This window comes from Bacillus sp. SN32 (genome assembly GCF_002837495.1).
Lineage (GTDB): Bacteria > Bacillota > Bacilli > Bacillales > Bacillaceae > Bacillus > Bacillus subtilis.
Window position 1 is genome coordinate 99131 of sequence record NZ_PJCT01000004.1, and the last position, 13229, is coordinate 112359.

Annotated in this window: 16 protein-coding genes; 11 read left to right on the forward strand and 5 right to left on the reverse strand. The window is 45.0% G+C overall.

Annotated features, from left to right (window positions below; all coding sequences use genetic code 11):
* Positions 1-93: 93 nt before the first annotated feature.
* Together CW370_RS16460 and CW370_RS16465 are read left to right on the forward strand one after the other, a co-directional pair.
* The gene (locus tag CW370_RS16460) at positions 94-435 is read left to right on the forward strand and encodes a cupin domain-containing protein (protein WP_017697014.1); all 342 of its coding nucleotides are present in this window, start codon (positions 94-96) and stop codon (positions 433-435) included.
* Positions 429-788, forward strand: a complete 360-nt coding sequence (locus CW370_RS16465; RefSeq protein ID WP_101169828.1) for a YdbC family protein — start codon at positions 429-431, stop codon at positions 786-788. The genes CW370_RS16460 and CW370_RS16465 overlap by 7 nt, the downstream gene beginning before the upstream one ends.
* Positions 789-824: 36 nt before the next feature.
* Here CW370_RS16465 and CW370_RS16470 read toward each other — a convergent pair whose 3' ends face one another.
* Together CW370_RS16470 and dctB are read right to left on the reverse strand one after the other, a co-directional pair.
* Positions 825-1646 carry a manganese catalase family protein gene (locus CW370_RS16470; RefSeq protein ID WP_024572055.1) on the reverse strand — a complete coding sequence of 274 codons (822 nt, stop codon included), beginning with the start codon at positions 1644-1646 and terminating at the stop codon, positions 825-827.
* An 83-nt stretch (positions 1647-1729) separates the two neighbouring features.
* Positions 1730-2782, reverse strand: coding sequence for a C4-dicarboxylate TRAP transporter substrate-binding protein DctB (gene dctB / locus CW370_RS16475; protein ID WP_038428380.1), 1053 nt, complete (start codon positions 2780-2782; stop codon positions 1730-1732).
* Positions 2783-2851: 69 nt separating this feature from the next.
* Between dctB and dctS the strand changes: the two genes are divergently transcribed.
* The 8 genes from dctS (at position 2852) to CW370_RS16515 (ending at position 11384) form a co-directional block, all read left to right on the forward strand.
* Positions 2852-4459 carry a two-component system sensor histidine kinase DctS gene (gene dctS / locus CW370_RS16480; protein WP_101169829.1) on the forward strand — a complete coding sequence of 536 codons (1608 nt, stop codon included), beginning with the start codon at positions 2852-2854 and terminating at the stop codon, positions 4457-4459.
* A complete protein-coding gene (gene dctR / locus CW370_RS16485) occupies positions 4449-5129 on the forward strand; it encodes a two-component system response regulator DctR (RefSeq protein WP_003234347.1) in 681 nt (226 codons plus the stop codon). Before dctS ends, dctR begins: the two co-directional genes overlap by 11 nt.
* Positions 5130-5249: 120 nt before the next feature.
* Positions 5250-6515: a C4-dicarboxylate transporter DctP gene (gene dctP / locus CW370_RS16490; RefSeq protein ID WP_101169830.1), complete on the forward strand. Its 1266-nt coding sequence runs from the start codon at positions 5250-5252 to the stop codon at positions 6513-6515.
* 148 nt (positions 6516-6663) lie between these two features.
* Positions 6664-7716 carry an AI-2E family transporter gene (locus tag CW370_RS16495; RefSeq protein WP_003246523.1) on the forward strand — a complete coding sequence of 351 codons (1053 nt, stop codon included), beginning with the start codon at positions 6664-6666 and terminating at the stop codon, positions 7714-7716.
* Positions 7717-7992: 276 nt separating this feature from the next.
* Entirely contained in the window at positions 7993-8919 is a 927-nt protein-coding gene (locus CW370_RS16500; RefSeq protein WP_024572052.1) for an ABC transporter ATP-binding protein, read from the forward strand.
* Positions 8912-9679 carry an ABC transporter permease gene (locus CW370_RS16505; protein ID WP_015715273.1) on the forward strand — a complete coding sequence of 256 codons (768 nt, stop codon included), beginning with the start codon at positions 8912-8914 and terminating at the stop codon, positions 9677-9679. Before CW370_RS16500 ends, CW370_RS16505 begins: the two co-directional genes overlap by 8 nt.
* 94 nt (positions 9680-9773) lie before the next feature.
* The gene (locus CW370_RS16510) at positions 9774-10109 is read left to right on the forward strand and encodes a hypothetical protein (protein ID WP_003225151.1); all 336 of its coding nucleotides are present in this window, start codon (positions 9774-9776) and stop codon (positions 10107-10109) included.
* A 129-nt stretch (positions 10110-10238) separates the two neighbouring features.
* On the forward strand, positions 10239-11384 hold the full coding sequence (locus CW370_RS16515; protein WP_101169831.1) for an acyl-CoA dehydrogenase family protein: 1146 nt from the start codon (positions 10239-10241) through the stop codon (positions 11382-11384).
* Between the two features lie 22 nt (positions 11385-11406).
* On the opposite strand, the gene fbpB is transcribed toward CW370_RS16515, so the two are convergent.
* Together fbpB and CW370_RS16525 are read right to left on the reverse strand one after the other, a co-directional pair.
* Entirely contained in the window at positions 11407-11586 is a 180-nt protein-coding gene (gene fbpB / locus CW370_RS16520; protein ID WP_010886410.1) for a Fur-regulated basic protein FbpB, read from the reverse strand.
* On the reverse strand, positions 11540-11704 hold the full coding sequence (locus tag CW370_RS16525) for a Fur-regulated basic protein FbpA (RefSeq protein ID WP_003225157.1): 165 nt from the start codon (positions 11702-11704) through the stop codon (positions 11540-11542). Before CW370_RS16525 ends, fbpB begins: the two co-directional genes overlap by 47 nt.
* Before the next feature lie 247 nt (positions 11705-11951).
* On the opposite strand from CW370_RS16525, the gene CW370_RS16530 reads away from it, so the two are divergent.
* Positions 11952-12824: a cation diffusion facilitator family transporter gene (locus CW370_RS16530; RefSeq protein WP_101169832.1), complete on the forward strand. Its 873-nt coding sequence runs from the start codon at positions 11952-11954 to the stop codon at positions 12822-12824.
* A gap of 14 nt (positions 12825-12838) precedes the next feature.
* Here CW370_RS16530 and CW370_RS16535 read toward each other — a convergent pair whose 3' ends face one another.
* Entirely contained in the window at positions 12839-13159 is a 321-nt protein-coding gene (locus tag CW370_RS16535) for a thioredoxin family protein (RefSeq protein ID WP_003234326.1), read from the reverse strand.
* Positions 13160-13229: the final 70 nt, after the last annotated feature.

Here is a 13229-nt window from a genome sequence, read left to right on the forward strand (position 1 = left end):
CGATCCGGCACATCAGCTGGATCGCTTTTTTTTGGAATCTTCTCAATTTATGCCACTATTGCGATACAATAAGTGAAAAAGGGGTTTTCGCTAATGTCCAAGATGCAAAACTTGCTCGCCATCGCAAATGAAGTCAAAGAAAAGCACGCCAATTTTTCAATCTCAGAGGTCAACGACCACTGCGTGCGCCTTGCGGTGTTTACGGGAGAATATGACTGGCACCATCACCCTGACTCAGACGAATTGTTTATTGTTCTTGAAGGGGAGCTGCTGATCGATTTTAAGGACAAAGAAACCGCGGTGCTCAAAGCAAATGACAGCCTGCTGATCCCGAAAGGCACGGTTCACCGCACACGCTCTTACGTCAGAACGGTAAATCTCTGTGTGGAGCATAAACAAGCCAAAACCGTCATCATAGAGGAGCAGCCATGCTAATCAAAAAGATGATATGTGAAGTAGACGCTGCAAACGCTGAAGCATTTGCAAAAGCGCAGTCACAGTGGGGAGCATTATCGCATATAAGCGGCTTTATCAAACAGGCCGGCGGCTGGCGAAAAACGATAGACGAGCCGCTCACCGCAGAAATCATCAGTGTATGGGAAAACAGAGAAGCCTATGATCATTTTATGGAGAACGAACATGACAGCATATACGAGGAAAACGATCAGAAGGCTGTAATTCTTTCGATAGAGGTGACGGTGTCCGAAGAGGATAAACCGTTCGTTCACGATCTGTTACATAACCCCGATATCCGGTACGAACCAAACTGGACGGTTCTGAAGGCATAATCAAAGCCCAAAACATCATGTTTTGGGCTTGTCTCTTTACTCGCGTCCCGGAAGTGTATTATGAACATAAGGCGGTGCTGGTTTTAACTCCGGTTTTTCTCCAAACGTTTTTGCCTCTTTCACATATTCAAAGGCTTCTCCGTCTGGCGCTTTTTCATTCAGCCAGTTTTGCTTGGCGCTTTCTTCGCCTTCAGAGAAATTGATAAGCTGATGTGAGAACTCTTGTTTTTCGAGCGCTTTCGGGAAGGTACCCGGCACAACCGGACCTTCCTGTGCTTCTAATTCTTTAATGGCGGCAAGCCATTGGTTCTGGTGCATTGTGTCACGCGCCAGCAGGAAGCTGAGCATATCTTTGACGCCTTTGTCATCCGTCATTTCAAACAGGCGTGCGACCTGCAGACGGCCCTGTGATTCTGCATTCAGGTTGGCGCGGAAGTCTGCCAGCAGGTTTCCGCTTGCTACGATATAACCGCCGCTCCAAGGTACGCCTGTACTGCTTTCCGGCATGGCGCCAAGTCCTGATACAATCGCATGGTGAGGGTTCATGCCGCCTAGGATGGAGCCGATGACCGGATCTTCAGCAGCTTTTTCCTGCTGATCAAGAGGGGCATCCTCAAGAAGTCTGGCAATCATCGTTGCGATCATTTCAACATGCCCGAGCTCCTCAGTTGCCGTATCCATCAGCAAGTCCTTGTATTTTTCATTTCCTCTTGTGTTCCAGCCTTGAAATAAGTACTGCATGGCAACTGAAATTTCTCCGAATTGCCCGCCTAAAATTTCTTGCATTTTTTTAGCGAATAATGGATCTGGACGATCTGGTTTAGCAGGATGCTGCAGCATTTTTGTGTGCTTAAACATGTACCCATCTCCTTTTCGTTTATCTCTTTTTATATTTCCGATCGATAGAAAGATAAACGAAAAACAGCGTATCGAGATAGGAACTATGAATCTATTCGCAGCTCCAACAGTTCCCGGATCAGCTCCCGGCCAAAGATTGGCTCATACTGCCGGTAAACAGGGTCAAGACGCTTCATCCATTCTTTTTTCTCTTTATCTGACAGCTCATAAATATGTATAGCAGAATTCTTTTTGATTTCTTCCAGCTGCTCCTTGTTCATTTGTTCGGCATACGTTTCATTCCACTCGGTCGTCTCCTTCATCGCTTCAGTCAAAATGCGTCTTGTTTCTGGTGTTTGCGCCTTCCAGAAGTGTTCATCAGTCATGACAGCGTAGCCGAGATAACCGTGGCTGCTTATTGTCAAATAGTCCTGAACATTATAAAATTTTTTAGAATAGATGTTTGAAATTGTATTTTCTTCGCCATCGACTACATTGTTTTCTAACAGCTGAAAGGTAGAATTGAAGGATTCCTGATGAGGTGTTGCGCCAAGCAGCTTGAACTGATCCTCAATCACATCGCTTTGCATAATGCGCAGATCCTGCCCTTTTAAATCATCCGGTGTTTTGACCGGCCCTTGATTTGTTGTGATTTGCTTAAAGCCGTTCGTCCAATAGGCCAGTCCTTTTAATTGGTTTTTCTTTAGAGAATCAAACAGCTGTGTGCCGATGCTTCCGTTCAACCCTTTTTTGACGGCGTTGTAATCTGTAAATGCATACGGCAGATCCAGCACTCCCCATTCAGGCGAGAGCATGCCGAGCTTCGATGTGGAGGGGGCGATAAATTGAACATCGCCGTTTTGCAATGCTTCAATTTCTTCAATGTCCGAGTACAGGCTTCCATTCGGAAATACTTCTATTTTTATTTTCCCGCCTGATTTTTCGTTCACCAGATCAGCGAATTTATTGGCGGCCAGCCCTTTTGGCGTATTTTCAGCAACCACGTGGCTGAATTTAAACACGATTTGATCCTGCAGGCCTTCCTGGTCGTCATCATAAACAATCTTTTTATTGCCTGTATGATCATGGAATCCGATAAATAAAGCGGTTGCAATTCCAGCGATCATCAGTGCGAGACATGCAAGCAAACTCTTCATGAAAAGCCCTCCCCTATGTTAAGGATAATGGGGGCAATGACATTCGTAAAGACCTGAAAGGAGAAGCTGATGAACAAAAAGAAGCTCTCAATCCGTTGGAAAATCACGATCTTATCCTATATACTCGTCATTTTCTCCTTTTTGATCGGCGGCATTGTGCTCATCGGCAACATTCAGCATACAGAGGAGCGGGAGCTGAAAAAGCGGCTGATGAATACGGCACGGACGGTGTCAGAGATGACAGAAGTGAAAGAAGCCTTGGCGCGAAAAAAACAAACAGAAGCTGTTCGCCATGCGGTTGAAGAAATCAGGATGATTAATGAAGCAGACTATATTGTCGTCATGGATATGAATCATATCCGATATACGCATCCTGTCAGCACAAGCATCGGCAAGAAATCAGAAGGTGCAGACGAGGAGGCAGCGTTTGCGGAGCACATTTATTTCTCTGAAGCAAAGGGCGAGATCGGCACGGCGGTTCGCGCTTTTTATCCGGTTAAGGATCAAGACCTGAACCAAATAGGCGTGGTGCTTGTCGGAAAAACGCTGCCGGGGATCGCTGACATCCTGCTTCATTTAAAGCGTGATATTGCATTCATCGTTGTGCTGACACTCGGCTTTGGCCTTGCTGGTTCCTTTTTGCTGGCCCGCCATATCAAAAAACAAATGTTTCAGCTTGAACCCCATGAGATTGTCCGAATGTATGAAGAACGGACAGCGACGTTTCACTCGATGAATGAAGGGGTGATCGCCATTGACAATCGGCTCGTCATTACGATTTTCAATGAAAAAGCGAAACAGATCTTTGAAGTGCATGGGGATCTGATCGGCAAGGTGATTTGGGAGGTTCTCAAGGATTCGCGCCTGCCCGAAATCGTGGAGCGGAACAAAGCGGTTTATAATGAAGAAATTCGTGTCAGCGGAAAAGTCATCATGAGCAGCAGAATTCCGATCGTCATGAAGAAAAAAGTGATCGGCGCCGTTGCGATTTTTCAGGACAGAACGGAAGCGGCCAAGATGGCAGAGGAATTGACTGGTGTCAGAAACTTTGTGGAGGCGCTCCGTGTCCAAAACCATGAGCATATGAATAAGCTGCACACGATCGCCGGCCTCATCCAGCTGGGGAAATCTGAAAAAGCCTTGCAGCTTGCATTCCAGGCATCAACTGAGCAGGAAAATGTGACTGAATTTCTGCACCGCTCGATTCAAAATGACTCTGCGGCAGGCCTTCTTTTAAGTAAAATCAGAAGGGGAAGAGAGCTCGGCGTTGCTGTTCATATAGATGAAAACAGCAGTCTTCAGCAATTTCCCGAGCATGTTGATCAGCATGATATTGTGGTGCTTTTGGGGAATCTGATTGAAAATGCCTTCGGCTCATTTGAAACCGTTCAATCTGAAGACAAACGAATTGACATTAGTATCGAACAAACAGATGATATCCTTGCTATTTTAATAGAAGATAACGGCTGCGGAATTGATCCGGCACATATGCCTCGCCTTTACGACAAAGGTTTTACGGTCAATAAAACTGGCGGCACAGGCTATGGCTTGTATCTAGTGAAACAAATCATAGACAAAGGATCGGGCACGATAGAAGTTGATTCACATGCGGGGCAGGGGACATCTTTTTCTATCGTTTTTCCAATGAAGGGGGAGGAAGCACAGCATGGCTCGTAAAGAATGGAAGGTTCTGCTCATTGAAGACGATCCGATGGTTCAAGAGGTCAATAAGGATTTTATTACAACTGTTAAAGGCGTTACTGTCTGTGCAACGGCAGGAAACGGAGAGGAAGGCATGAAGCTGATTAAAGAAGAACAGCCGGATCTCGTCATTCTCGATGTGTACATGCCGAAAAAAGACGGCATCAAGACCTTGCAGGAGATCAGAAAGCAAAAGCTTGAAGTGGATGTCATTGTCGTCTCCGCTGCAAAAGACAAGGAAACGATCTCACTCATGCTGCAAAACGGGGCGGTTGACTATATCTTAAAGCCGTTTAAGCTTGAGCGAATGAGACAGGCACTCGAAAAGTACAAGCAATATAAACAAAAAATCGAAGCGAATGATACGCTGTCCCAGGAACAGCTCGATGCGATCCTGAATATTCCGCAGCAGGCCGTACAGGATCTGCCGAAAGGGTTGAATCACTTCACGATGAATGAAGTCACTGCTTTTTTGAAACAGCAAACCGCATCCCTTTCTGCTGAAGAGGTCGCCAAGGCGCTTGGCATCGCCAGAGTGACAGCCAGACGATATCTTGATTACTTAGAAAAAACCGGGATCATCAAATTGGACGTTCAATACGGCGGAGTCGGCCGGCCGGTCAACCGCTACGTGTTAAAAGGATAAACCTGAGACCAAAAAGACCAAAATGTCCGTTATGATCATAAACTTCCCCAGACGATATGAAAACGCTATCATTCTAGTAAGAAAGACACAAAAGGCGAATAGGACAGGGGGATGAAGGATATGAAACTGTTTAAAAATTTAACAGTTCAGGTCATAACCGCGGTCATCATTGGGGTCATTGTCGGGCTGGTCTGGCCGGATGTCGGCAAAGAAATGAAACCGCTTGGCGATACATTTATCAACGCTGTTAAAATGGTGATCGCACCAATTATTTTCTTCACAATCGTTCTCGGGATTGCAAAAATGGGCGATATGAAGAAGGTTGGAAAAGTAGGGGGAAAAGCGTTTATCTATTTCGAGATTGTCACCACCCTCGCACTCATTATCGGTTTATTTGTCGTCAATATTATGAAGCCGGGTGCGGGTCTTGATTACAGCAAGCTTGAAAAGGGAGATGTATCACAATACACGCAAAATGGCGGTCAGGGAATCGACTGGATTGAATTTGTTACACACATTGTTCCATCCAACATGGTTGATGCCTTCGCAAAAGGGGACATTTTGCAGGTCTTATTCTTTTCTATTCTTTTCGGAGTGGGTCTTGCGGCATTAGGCGAAAAAGGAAAAAGCGTCATTGATTTCTTCGACAAGGTTTCTCACGTTTTTTTCAAAATTATCGGCTACATTATGCGTGCCGCGCCAATCGGGGCATTCGGGGCGATGGCGTATACAATCGGACACTTCGGGCTCGATTCCATCAAACCGCTGGCAAGCTTAATGATGTCTGTTTATATTACGATGTTCCTGTTCGTATTTGTTGCTTTAAATATCATCTGCAAGTTTTACGGATTCAGCCTGTGGAATTACCTTCGCTTCATTAAGGATGAGCTTTTGATCGTGCTTGGCACAAGCTCTTCCGAATCGGTGCTTCCGCGTATGATGGATAAAATGGAGCGCTACGGCTGTTCCAAATCCGTTGTCGGGCTTGTTATTCCGACGGGCTATTCGTTTAACCTCGACGGCACATCCATTTATTTATCAATGGCGACTGTCTTTCTGGCACAGGTGTTTGGAGTAGACCTCAGCATCGGCCAGCAAATTACGATTATCCTCGTTCTGATGCTGACATCGAAGGGAGCGGCAGGTGTGACGGGAAGCGGATTTATCGTCCTTGCCTCAACGCTGTCAGCGCTGCAGGTCATTCCGCTGGAGGGGCTTGCACTCCTGCTCGGGGTCGACCGTTTCATGAGTGAAGGAAGAGCCATTGTGAACCTGATCGGAAACGGAATCGCCACGATCATTGTTGCCAAAAGCGAAAATGAATTTGATGAAGCAAAAAGCGTAGAGGCTGTTGAAGGCATGAAAAAAATGAAAACTGCAGTCTGAAAAAAGAACGGCCCATCCATGGGGCCGTTTTTTTAATTGTTTAAGAATTATTAAGGTAAGGACAGAGACCTCAGCATTTTTTTGTTATATAATTTACAAATGGATACTATATTGAATGAAGGACGTTTGTCCTAACAGGAGTGTATAAATGGCCGCTTTAGTTAAATTTTTTCAGCACCCGGGAGTAAGGCGTTTCTCCATCTTTGTCGTGTTAACTGGTGTGTTATATCTATTTAAGAGCATGATCAACTTAATATTGCTTACCTTCATTTTCACATTTCTAATGGATCGTTTGGAGCTTGTCGTGCGGCAGTTTGTAAGCCAGTTCTTCCGCGTGAGCCAGCGGGTTGTCATTACGTTTCTTTACATGTTGCTGGCTGTGCTGCTTACAGTCGGGGGCTTTGTGTTTTATCCGGTCGTCGCGGCGCAGATCCAGCAGCTGGTAAAGCAGATTAAACATATTGCGTATCACCCTGACAGCATCCCTTTCTTTGATGAGATCACCAGTGTCTTCGGAGATATTAACATCAGTTCATATGTCAAAGAGGGCTTCAATGTAGTGTATACGTATTTGGCCGATATCAGCACATTCGGCTTGCAGGTCGTGATGGCGCTCATTCTCAGCATGTTTTTCTTATTTGAGAAAAAACGGCTTTCTGAATTCATGGCGAAATTTAAAACGAGCAAACTGAGGGTCTTTTATGAGGAAATTGCTTTTTTCGGAAGCAAATTTGCAAGAACGTTCGGCAAGGTGCTCGAGGCTCAATTTATCATTGCGCTCGTCAACTGTATTCTGACGTTTATCGCGCTTTGGATTATGCATTTTCCGCAGCTGTTTGGGCTGTCGATTATGGTGTTCTTCCTTGGATTGATCCCTGTAGCAGGCGTCGTCATTTCCCTGATTCCGCTCAGCATTATCGCCTACAGCACTGGCGGTGGAATGTATGTGCTCTACATTGTTCTTGTCATATTCGCCATTCATGCGATCGAAACATATTTCTTAAATCCGAAGCTGATGTCGGCGAAAACAGAGCTGCCAATCTTTTTCACCTTCACAGTACTCATTTTCTCTGAACACTTCTTCGGCATTTGGGGTTTAATTATCGGGATTCCGATCTTTGTGTTTCTCCTTGATATTCTGGATGTCACCAACAAGGAAGATAGGTCTAAAGGACCCCGAGAGAATAGCGATAAAAAGTAGTTTAAAATCGAATAATGAGTGTGCCTCAATCTGCCGGCCTGCCTGTTCGGGGCATGGAATTAAGACTCGGAATCGGAGCTTGGCATTGCTTCGCACAGTGGTGAACACAACAGGTGACAATGCCTGTCATCAGTACAGAAACTGAAAAGAACAAACAGTCGGAGCAAACGCTCATCATCGGTTTAACCAAACATTTGGAAGCAACAAATGCTATAATACAAACAGTGCCTAATGTTGGGCACTGTTTATTTTTTGTCGAAAAAGGAGGAAGGCTTTATGGCTGAGCCGATTTTACATATTGAAGGCCTCGATAAAAAGATTGGGTCTAAACAGATTTTAAAACAGATCAGCATGGACGTCATGGAGGGTGAAATCATCGGCCTGCTCGGTCCGAATGGTTCCGGAAAAACAACACTCATCCGTATCATCGTCGGGCTGTTGAAACAAAACAGCGGAAGCGTGACAATCAGCGGATTCCAGCATGATACAGAGTTTGAAAAAGCGATGGAAGCGGTTGGAGCGATCGTTGAGAACCCTGAGTTCTATCCGTACCTGACAGGCTGGGAAAACCTCAAGCACTTTGCGAATATGCACAAAAAAATAGCGGATGAACGGCTTGATGAAGTGGTGGAGCGTGTCGGGCTGACGTCAGCGATTCATGATAAGGTGAAAACCTATTCCCTTGGGATGCGCCAGCGTCTGGGAATCGCCCAGGCAATTCTTCACCGGCCGAAGCTTCTCATTCTAGATGAACCGACAAACGGCCTGGATCCTGCGGGGATGAAGGATTTTCGCGATCATATTAAAGAGCTCGCAGAAATGGAAGGAACAGCTGTCCTGTTCGCCACTCATTTATTGCGGGAGGTTGAAGACTTGTGCGACCGTGTCATCATCATTCAAAAAGGTGAGATCAAAGCGGAAGTCAGCTTACAAGGAACTGATCAAACCACAGAAAAAGCGATTATAGAAGTGCAGCCGCAAGAAAAAGCGCTCAATTGGCTGACAGGCAATCAATATCAAGCTGAGAGCCAAGACGGGACGATTGTAGTTGAGGTGGCAAAAGAAAACATACCGGAGCTGAACCGATCACTTGTCGGACAAGGTCTGAATGTATTTTCCATTACCCCTTACACACAGTCACTGGAAGACGAATTTATAAAAGCGACAACAGCTCATCAAGAGGAGGGAGAAGAGCTTGTCTAAATTGATTTGGAATGAACATATGAAACTTTTTAATCGGAAGGTCACTTTGGTTTCCCTTATCCTGATGGCTGTCTTTCAATTCTTCATGGCATTGATCATTAAACGGATTGTCATCAGTGCCGGAACAGATGAAAACTTCATCGGCTATTTATCGTATACACCGAGCCTGAACATTTTGCTGCAGGCTTTAACGATCGTAATTGCAGCAACAATTGTTTCGATGGAATTTGATAAAAAGACGATCAAATTTTTGCTCATTCGTCCGGTTAAACGCCAAAAGGTCTTTTGGTCAAAATTAATCACAGTCGTGATGGTCAGCTTCTATTTGTATCTGGCATACTACATTCTCGCATTATTATTCGGTCTCGTGTTTTTTGGCACATCGGTGACTGCGGAATCAAAGACATTGCTGGTCAACACCTTGGCGCTGATCGGGTCAAACTGGCTTGAAGCTGTAATGATGGGATTATTCGGGCTGCTTTGTTCTTCGCTGTTCCGCAACAGCGCGGTAGCAGTTGTTGTTTCTTTTGTCGTTTTATACGGAGCGAGTACACTTGTTCAGCTCATGAAGTTGTTTGAAAACAAGTGGGGCAGCTTTTTGCTTTTTGCGAACACTGACTTTACGCAATACAGAAGCGGAGAGACAGCGTTGTTTTCAGGCATGACGCCATTGTTTTCAATTGGAATTCTCATCATACATGCCATATTCTTCATCGTTGTTGGCTGGTGGTGCTTCTGTAAACGGGATGTTCGGGTCTAAAGGCAAGGGATGACATTTTTGTGAAAAAGCTCACGTAAATCAATATCATTTGATATTTTGGTTTATACTAAAGGTACTGACGGAGGTGTCTCGATTGAGGAACTTTATTACCGCTTTACCGATCGTATTGCTGCTTGGATTCTCATTTGTGTCATTCATGTTTCAGTTTGAACATCTTGTTTATTTCAGGCTCGCGCTTGGGTTGTTTTCTCTCGTGGGACTGTACATGATATATAAAATGAAGACGGGCATCCGCTATTTTATCATCTATCTGTATGCCAGCTGGATTGTGCTGGCCGCAGTGACCGCTTTTGAAGAGCCGATTTTCTCAAGCTTTTTCTTTGGCGGCCTGGTGATGACGATGGGTTACCTGACATATATGCTGATTTATCTCGGCATGAAACAAGACCGGGATGCAAATCCTGTGTAATCGCGCTGTTCCCTTGGGGAACGGCGTGTTTTTCTATACTGGACAAAAAGATTAACAGTTGCGGAAAAAGGGCAGGAAATCTATAATACATATTAAATTTATCGGAATTAAAACTTGGGGGGCTGCCGGATGTCATTATTTATACAAAACGATCAACAGCGGCAATGGATGGAGAAAATCGGACGGATTGCGGATGAATTTCAGCAAACAGCTGCTGAAGATGACGAACAGGGACGTTTTCCTGCAGAGAAAATACAAAAACTGCGTGATGCTGGGTATACAGCATTAACATTGCCGGCATCTCATGGCGGAGGGGGCATTTCTGTTTACGATATGCTCCTGTTTCAAGAACGGCTTGCACGGGGAGATGCTCCGACGGCTCTTAGTATCGGCTGGCATTTGAGCGTGATCGGGGAGCTTGGAGAAGGCAACAGCTGGGATGAAGACGTATTTGCATTTGTTGCCAAGGAAGTCCAAAACGGAGCTGTCATTAACAGGGCGGCGACTGAAGCGAAAACCGGAAGCCCGACAAGAGGAGGGCGTCCCGGTACAAACGCCGTCAAAAAGGATGGCAAATGGGCAGTGAACGGGAGAAAAACCTTTACGACGATGTCTCAAGCACTGGATTATTTTTTAGTAACCGCATGGATTGAAGACAAACAAACAACAGGCGTGTTTCTCATTCATAAAGATGATCCCGGCTTGTCGATTGAAGAAACGTGGGATATGATGGCGATGCGGGCGACTGGGAGCCATGACCTTGTACTGAACGAAGTCATGCTTGATGAGAATAAGCTGGTGGAACTGCTTCAAGGGCCTCGCGGAGCTAAGCCGAATGGCTGGCTGCTTCACATTCCGGCGATCTATCTTGGTGTTGCTCAAGCTGCTCGTGACTATGCAGTGCAATTTGCATCTGAGTATTCTCCAAACAGCTTGAATGGACCGATCAAGAATGTCCCGGCCGTACAGCAAAGAACAGGCGAGATGGAGCTTGAACTGCTCAATGCCAGACACTTTCTTTTCCATATCGCTCAATTGTATGACGATCCGGAGCGGCGTCCACACTTGACAAGCGAGCTCGGTGCGGCTAAGCATATCGTCACAAACGCTGCGCTGTCTGTTGTTGATAAAGCGATGAGAATTGTCGGGGCCAAAAGCCTGGAACGAACCAACCCGCTTCAGCGCTATTACCGTGATGTGCGCGCTGGTCTTCACAACCCGCCGATGGATGACGCCGTGATACACAAGCTGGCAGCTGAAGCGTTTGAGTCATAAAAAAGAGCCTAGCCGGCTCTTTTTATGTATTGTTTTGCTCTTGCAGATTTTTTTGATGCTTGCGGTCGATCCTGTCATAAATAACGTTCATCAGCTTTGGATTGCCCATAATCGCCTCTTTGTTTTCCTGGATCAGCTGTTGGTAAGTTTTCACTTTACGCTTCGGCATGCTCCGGCGCCCTCCTGACATGTTTGTATTCACTTTCTAACTCCGTCAGCGACAATTCATACAGATGACGCTTTGACTTTTTGTATATACCATTCTGTATTAACAGATGAATGAGCTGTTTTTTTCTGATTTCTGCAGACTGAGGTGTCATTGTGTCACCAACCTCCAATCAAACGATATTGATAATCATTATCAATTAACTTCAGTATACAATGTCCGCAATCGCCTGTAAAGGTGAAAACAGTCCTATTCTTTCGCCAATTTACAAACATTCAACAAATCGACAAAAAGTTTCCCGGGCAATAATTTGCTGTCGAAATATTCCGCTTCATTGAACGCGTCCTGCTATTTTTCATGTTTTGAACCATACTATGTAATAGAATGGAGGCTGGTATTCAATGGAGCGGACAGAAAATCTGAAAAAGGGAGAAAAAGGGGCGCTCCTCAATATTTTTGCATATGTCATCCTTGCTGTTGTAAAGCTAGTCATCGGGATTCTATATCATTCTGAAGCGCTGAGAGCAGACGGGTTAAATAATGGAACAGATATTGTTGCGTCAGTAGCAGTGCTGATAGGATTGCGGATTTCTCAAAGACCGGCTGACAGCGATCATCCATACGGCCATTATCGGGCTGAAACAATTTCGTCTCTTGTTGCGTCTTTTATTATGATGGCAGTCGGCATTGAAGTGTTAATCGGCGGAGGAAAAGCGATTGCGGGCGGCACAACGGAAACGCCAAATCTTATCGCGGCATGGACGGCGTTAGGCAGTGCTGTGTTTATGTATGGCATCTATTTATATAACAAAAGGCTGGCAGCGTCCATTAAAAGCTCTGCCCTGATGGCAGCGGCAAAGGACAGTAGGTCAGACGCTTTTGTAAGCGCCGGCGCGTTTATCGGTGTTTTTTCGTCCCGGCTGAAGCTGCCGTGGATTGATCCGGTAACGGCTTTTATCATCGGCATCATCATTTGCAAAACTGCGTGGGATATCTTTAAAGACGCTTCACATTCCTTAACAGACGGCTTCCATTTAAAAGATCTTGAGCCTTACAAACAGACCGTCGGCAGGATCGAAAATGTGCATCGCCTAAAGGATGTGAAAGCGAGGTATTTAGGCAGTACAGTTCATATCGAGATGGTGATTACGGTTGATCCGAAGCTTACAGTAGAAGAAGGCCATGGAGTGGCGGATGAAGTAGAAGACAAAATAAAACATGAACACGATGTCACTCATGTTCATGTTCATGTAGAGCCTGACGACATAAAATAAGGCTGTTTAACGAATTAGCTTATATGTTCAGATAAAAATTCAGTCACTTCTTCAGGTGTTTTGGCATTGGCGCTGTGAAGGTGAGCTGTTTTTTCACCATTTTTGAAAATAAGCAGGCTGGGAATGCCCATTACTTGGTATTTTTCAGCCAGGTCAGGAAGCTCGTCCTTATTCAGCTCATACCAATCGTTTTGGTTGTACTCTTCCAAAATATCGCCGATGAACATATTCATGCGTGTGCAGTCTGGGCACCAATCAGCATAAAACTTTACAATGATTTCTTTATCAGATTGAATCAGTTCATTAAATTGTTCGTTTGTCGTGATTTTTTTCATATGTCACATCTCCTTTTCAATGCCATTTTAATATAAAATAAAAAGGAATTACATACAAATGCATTCAACA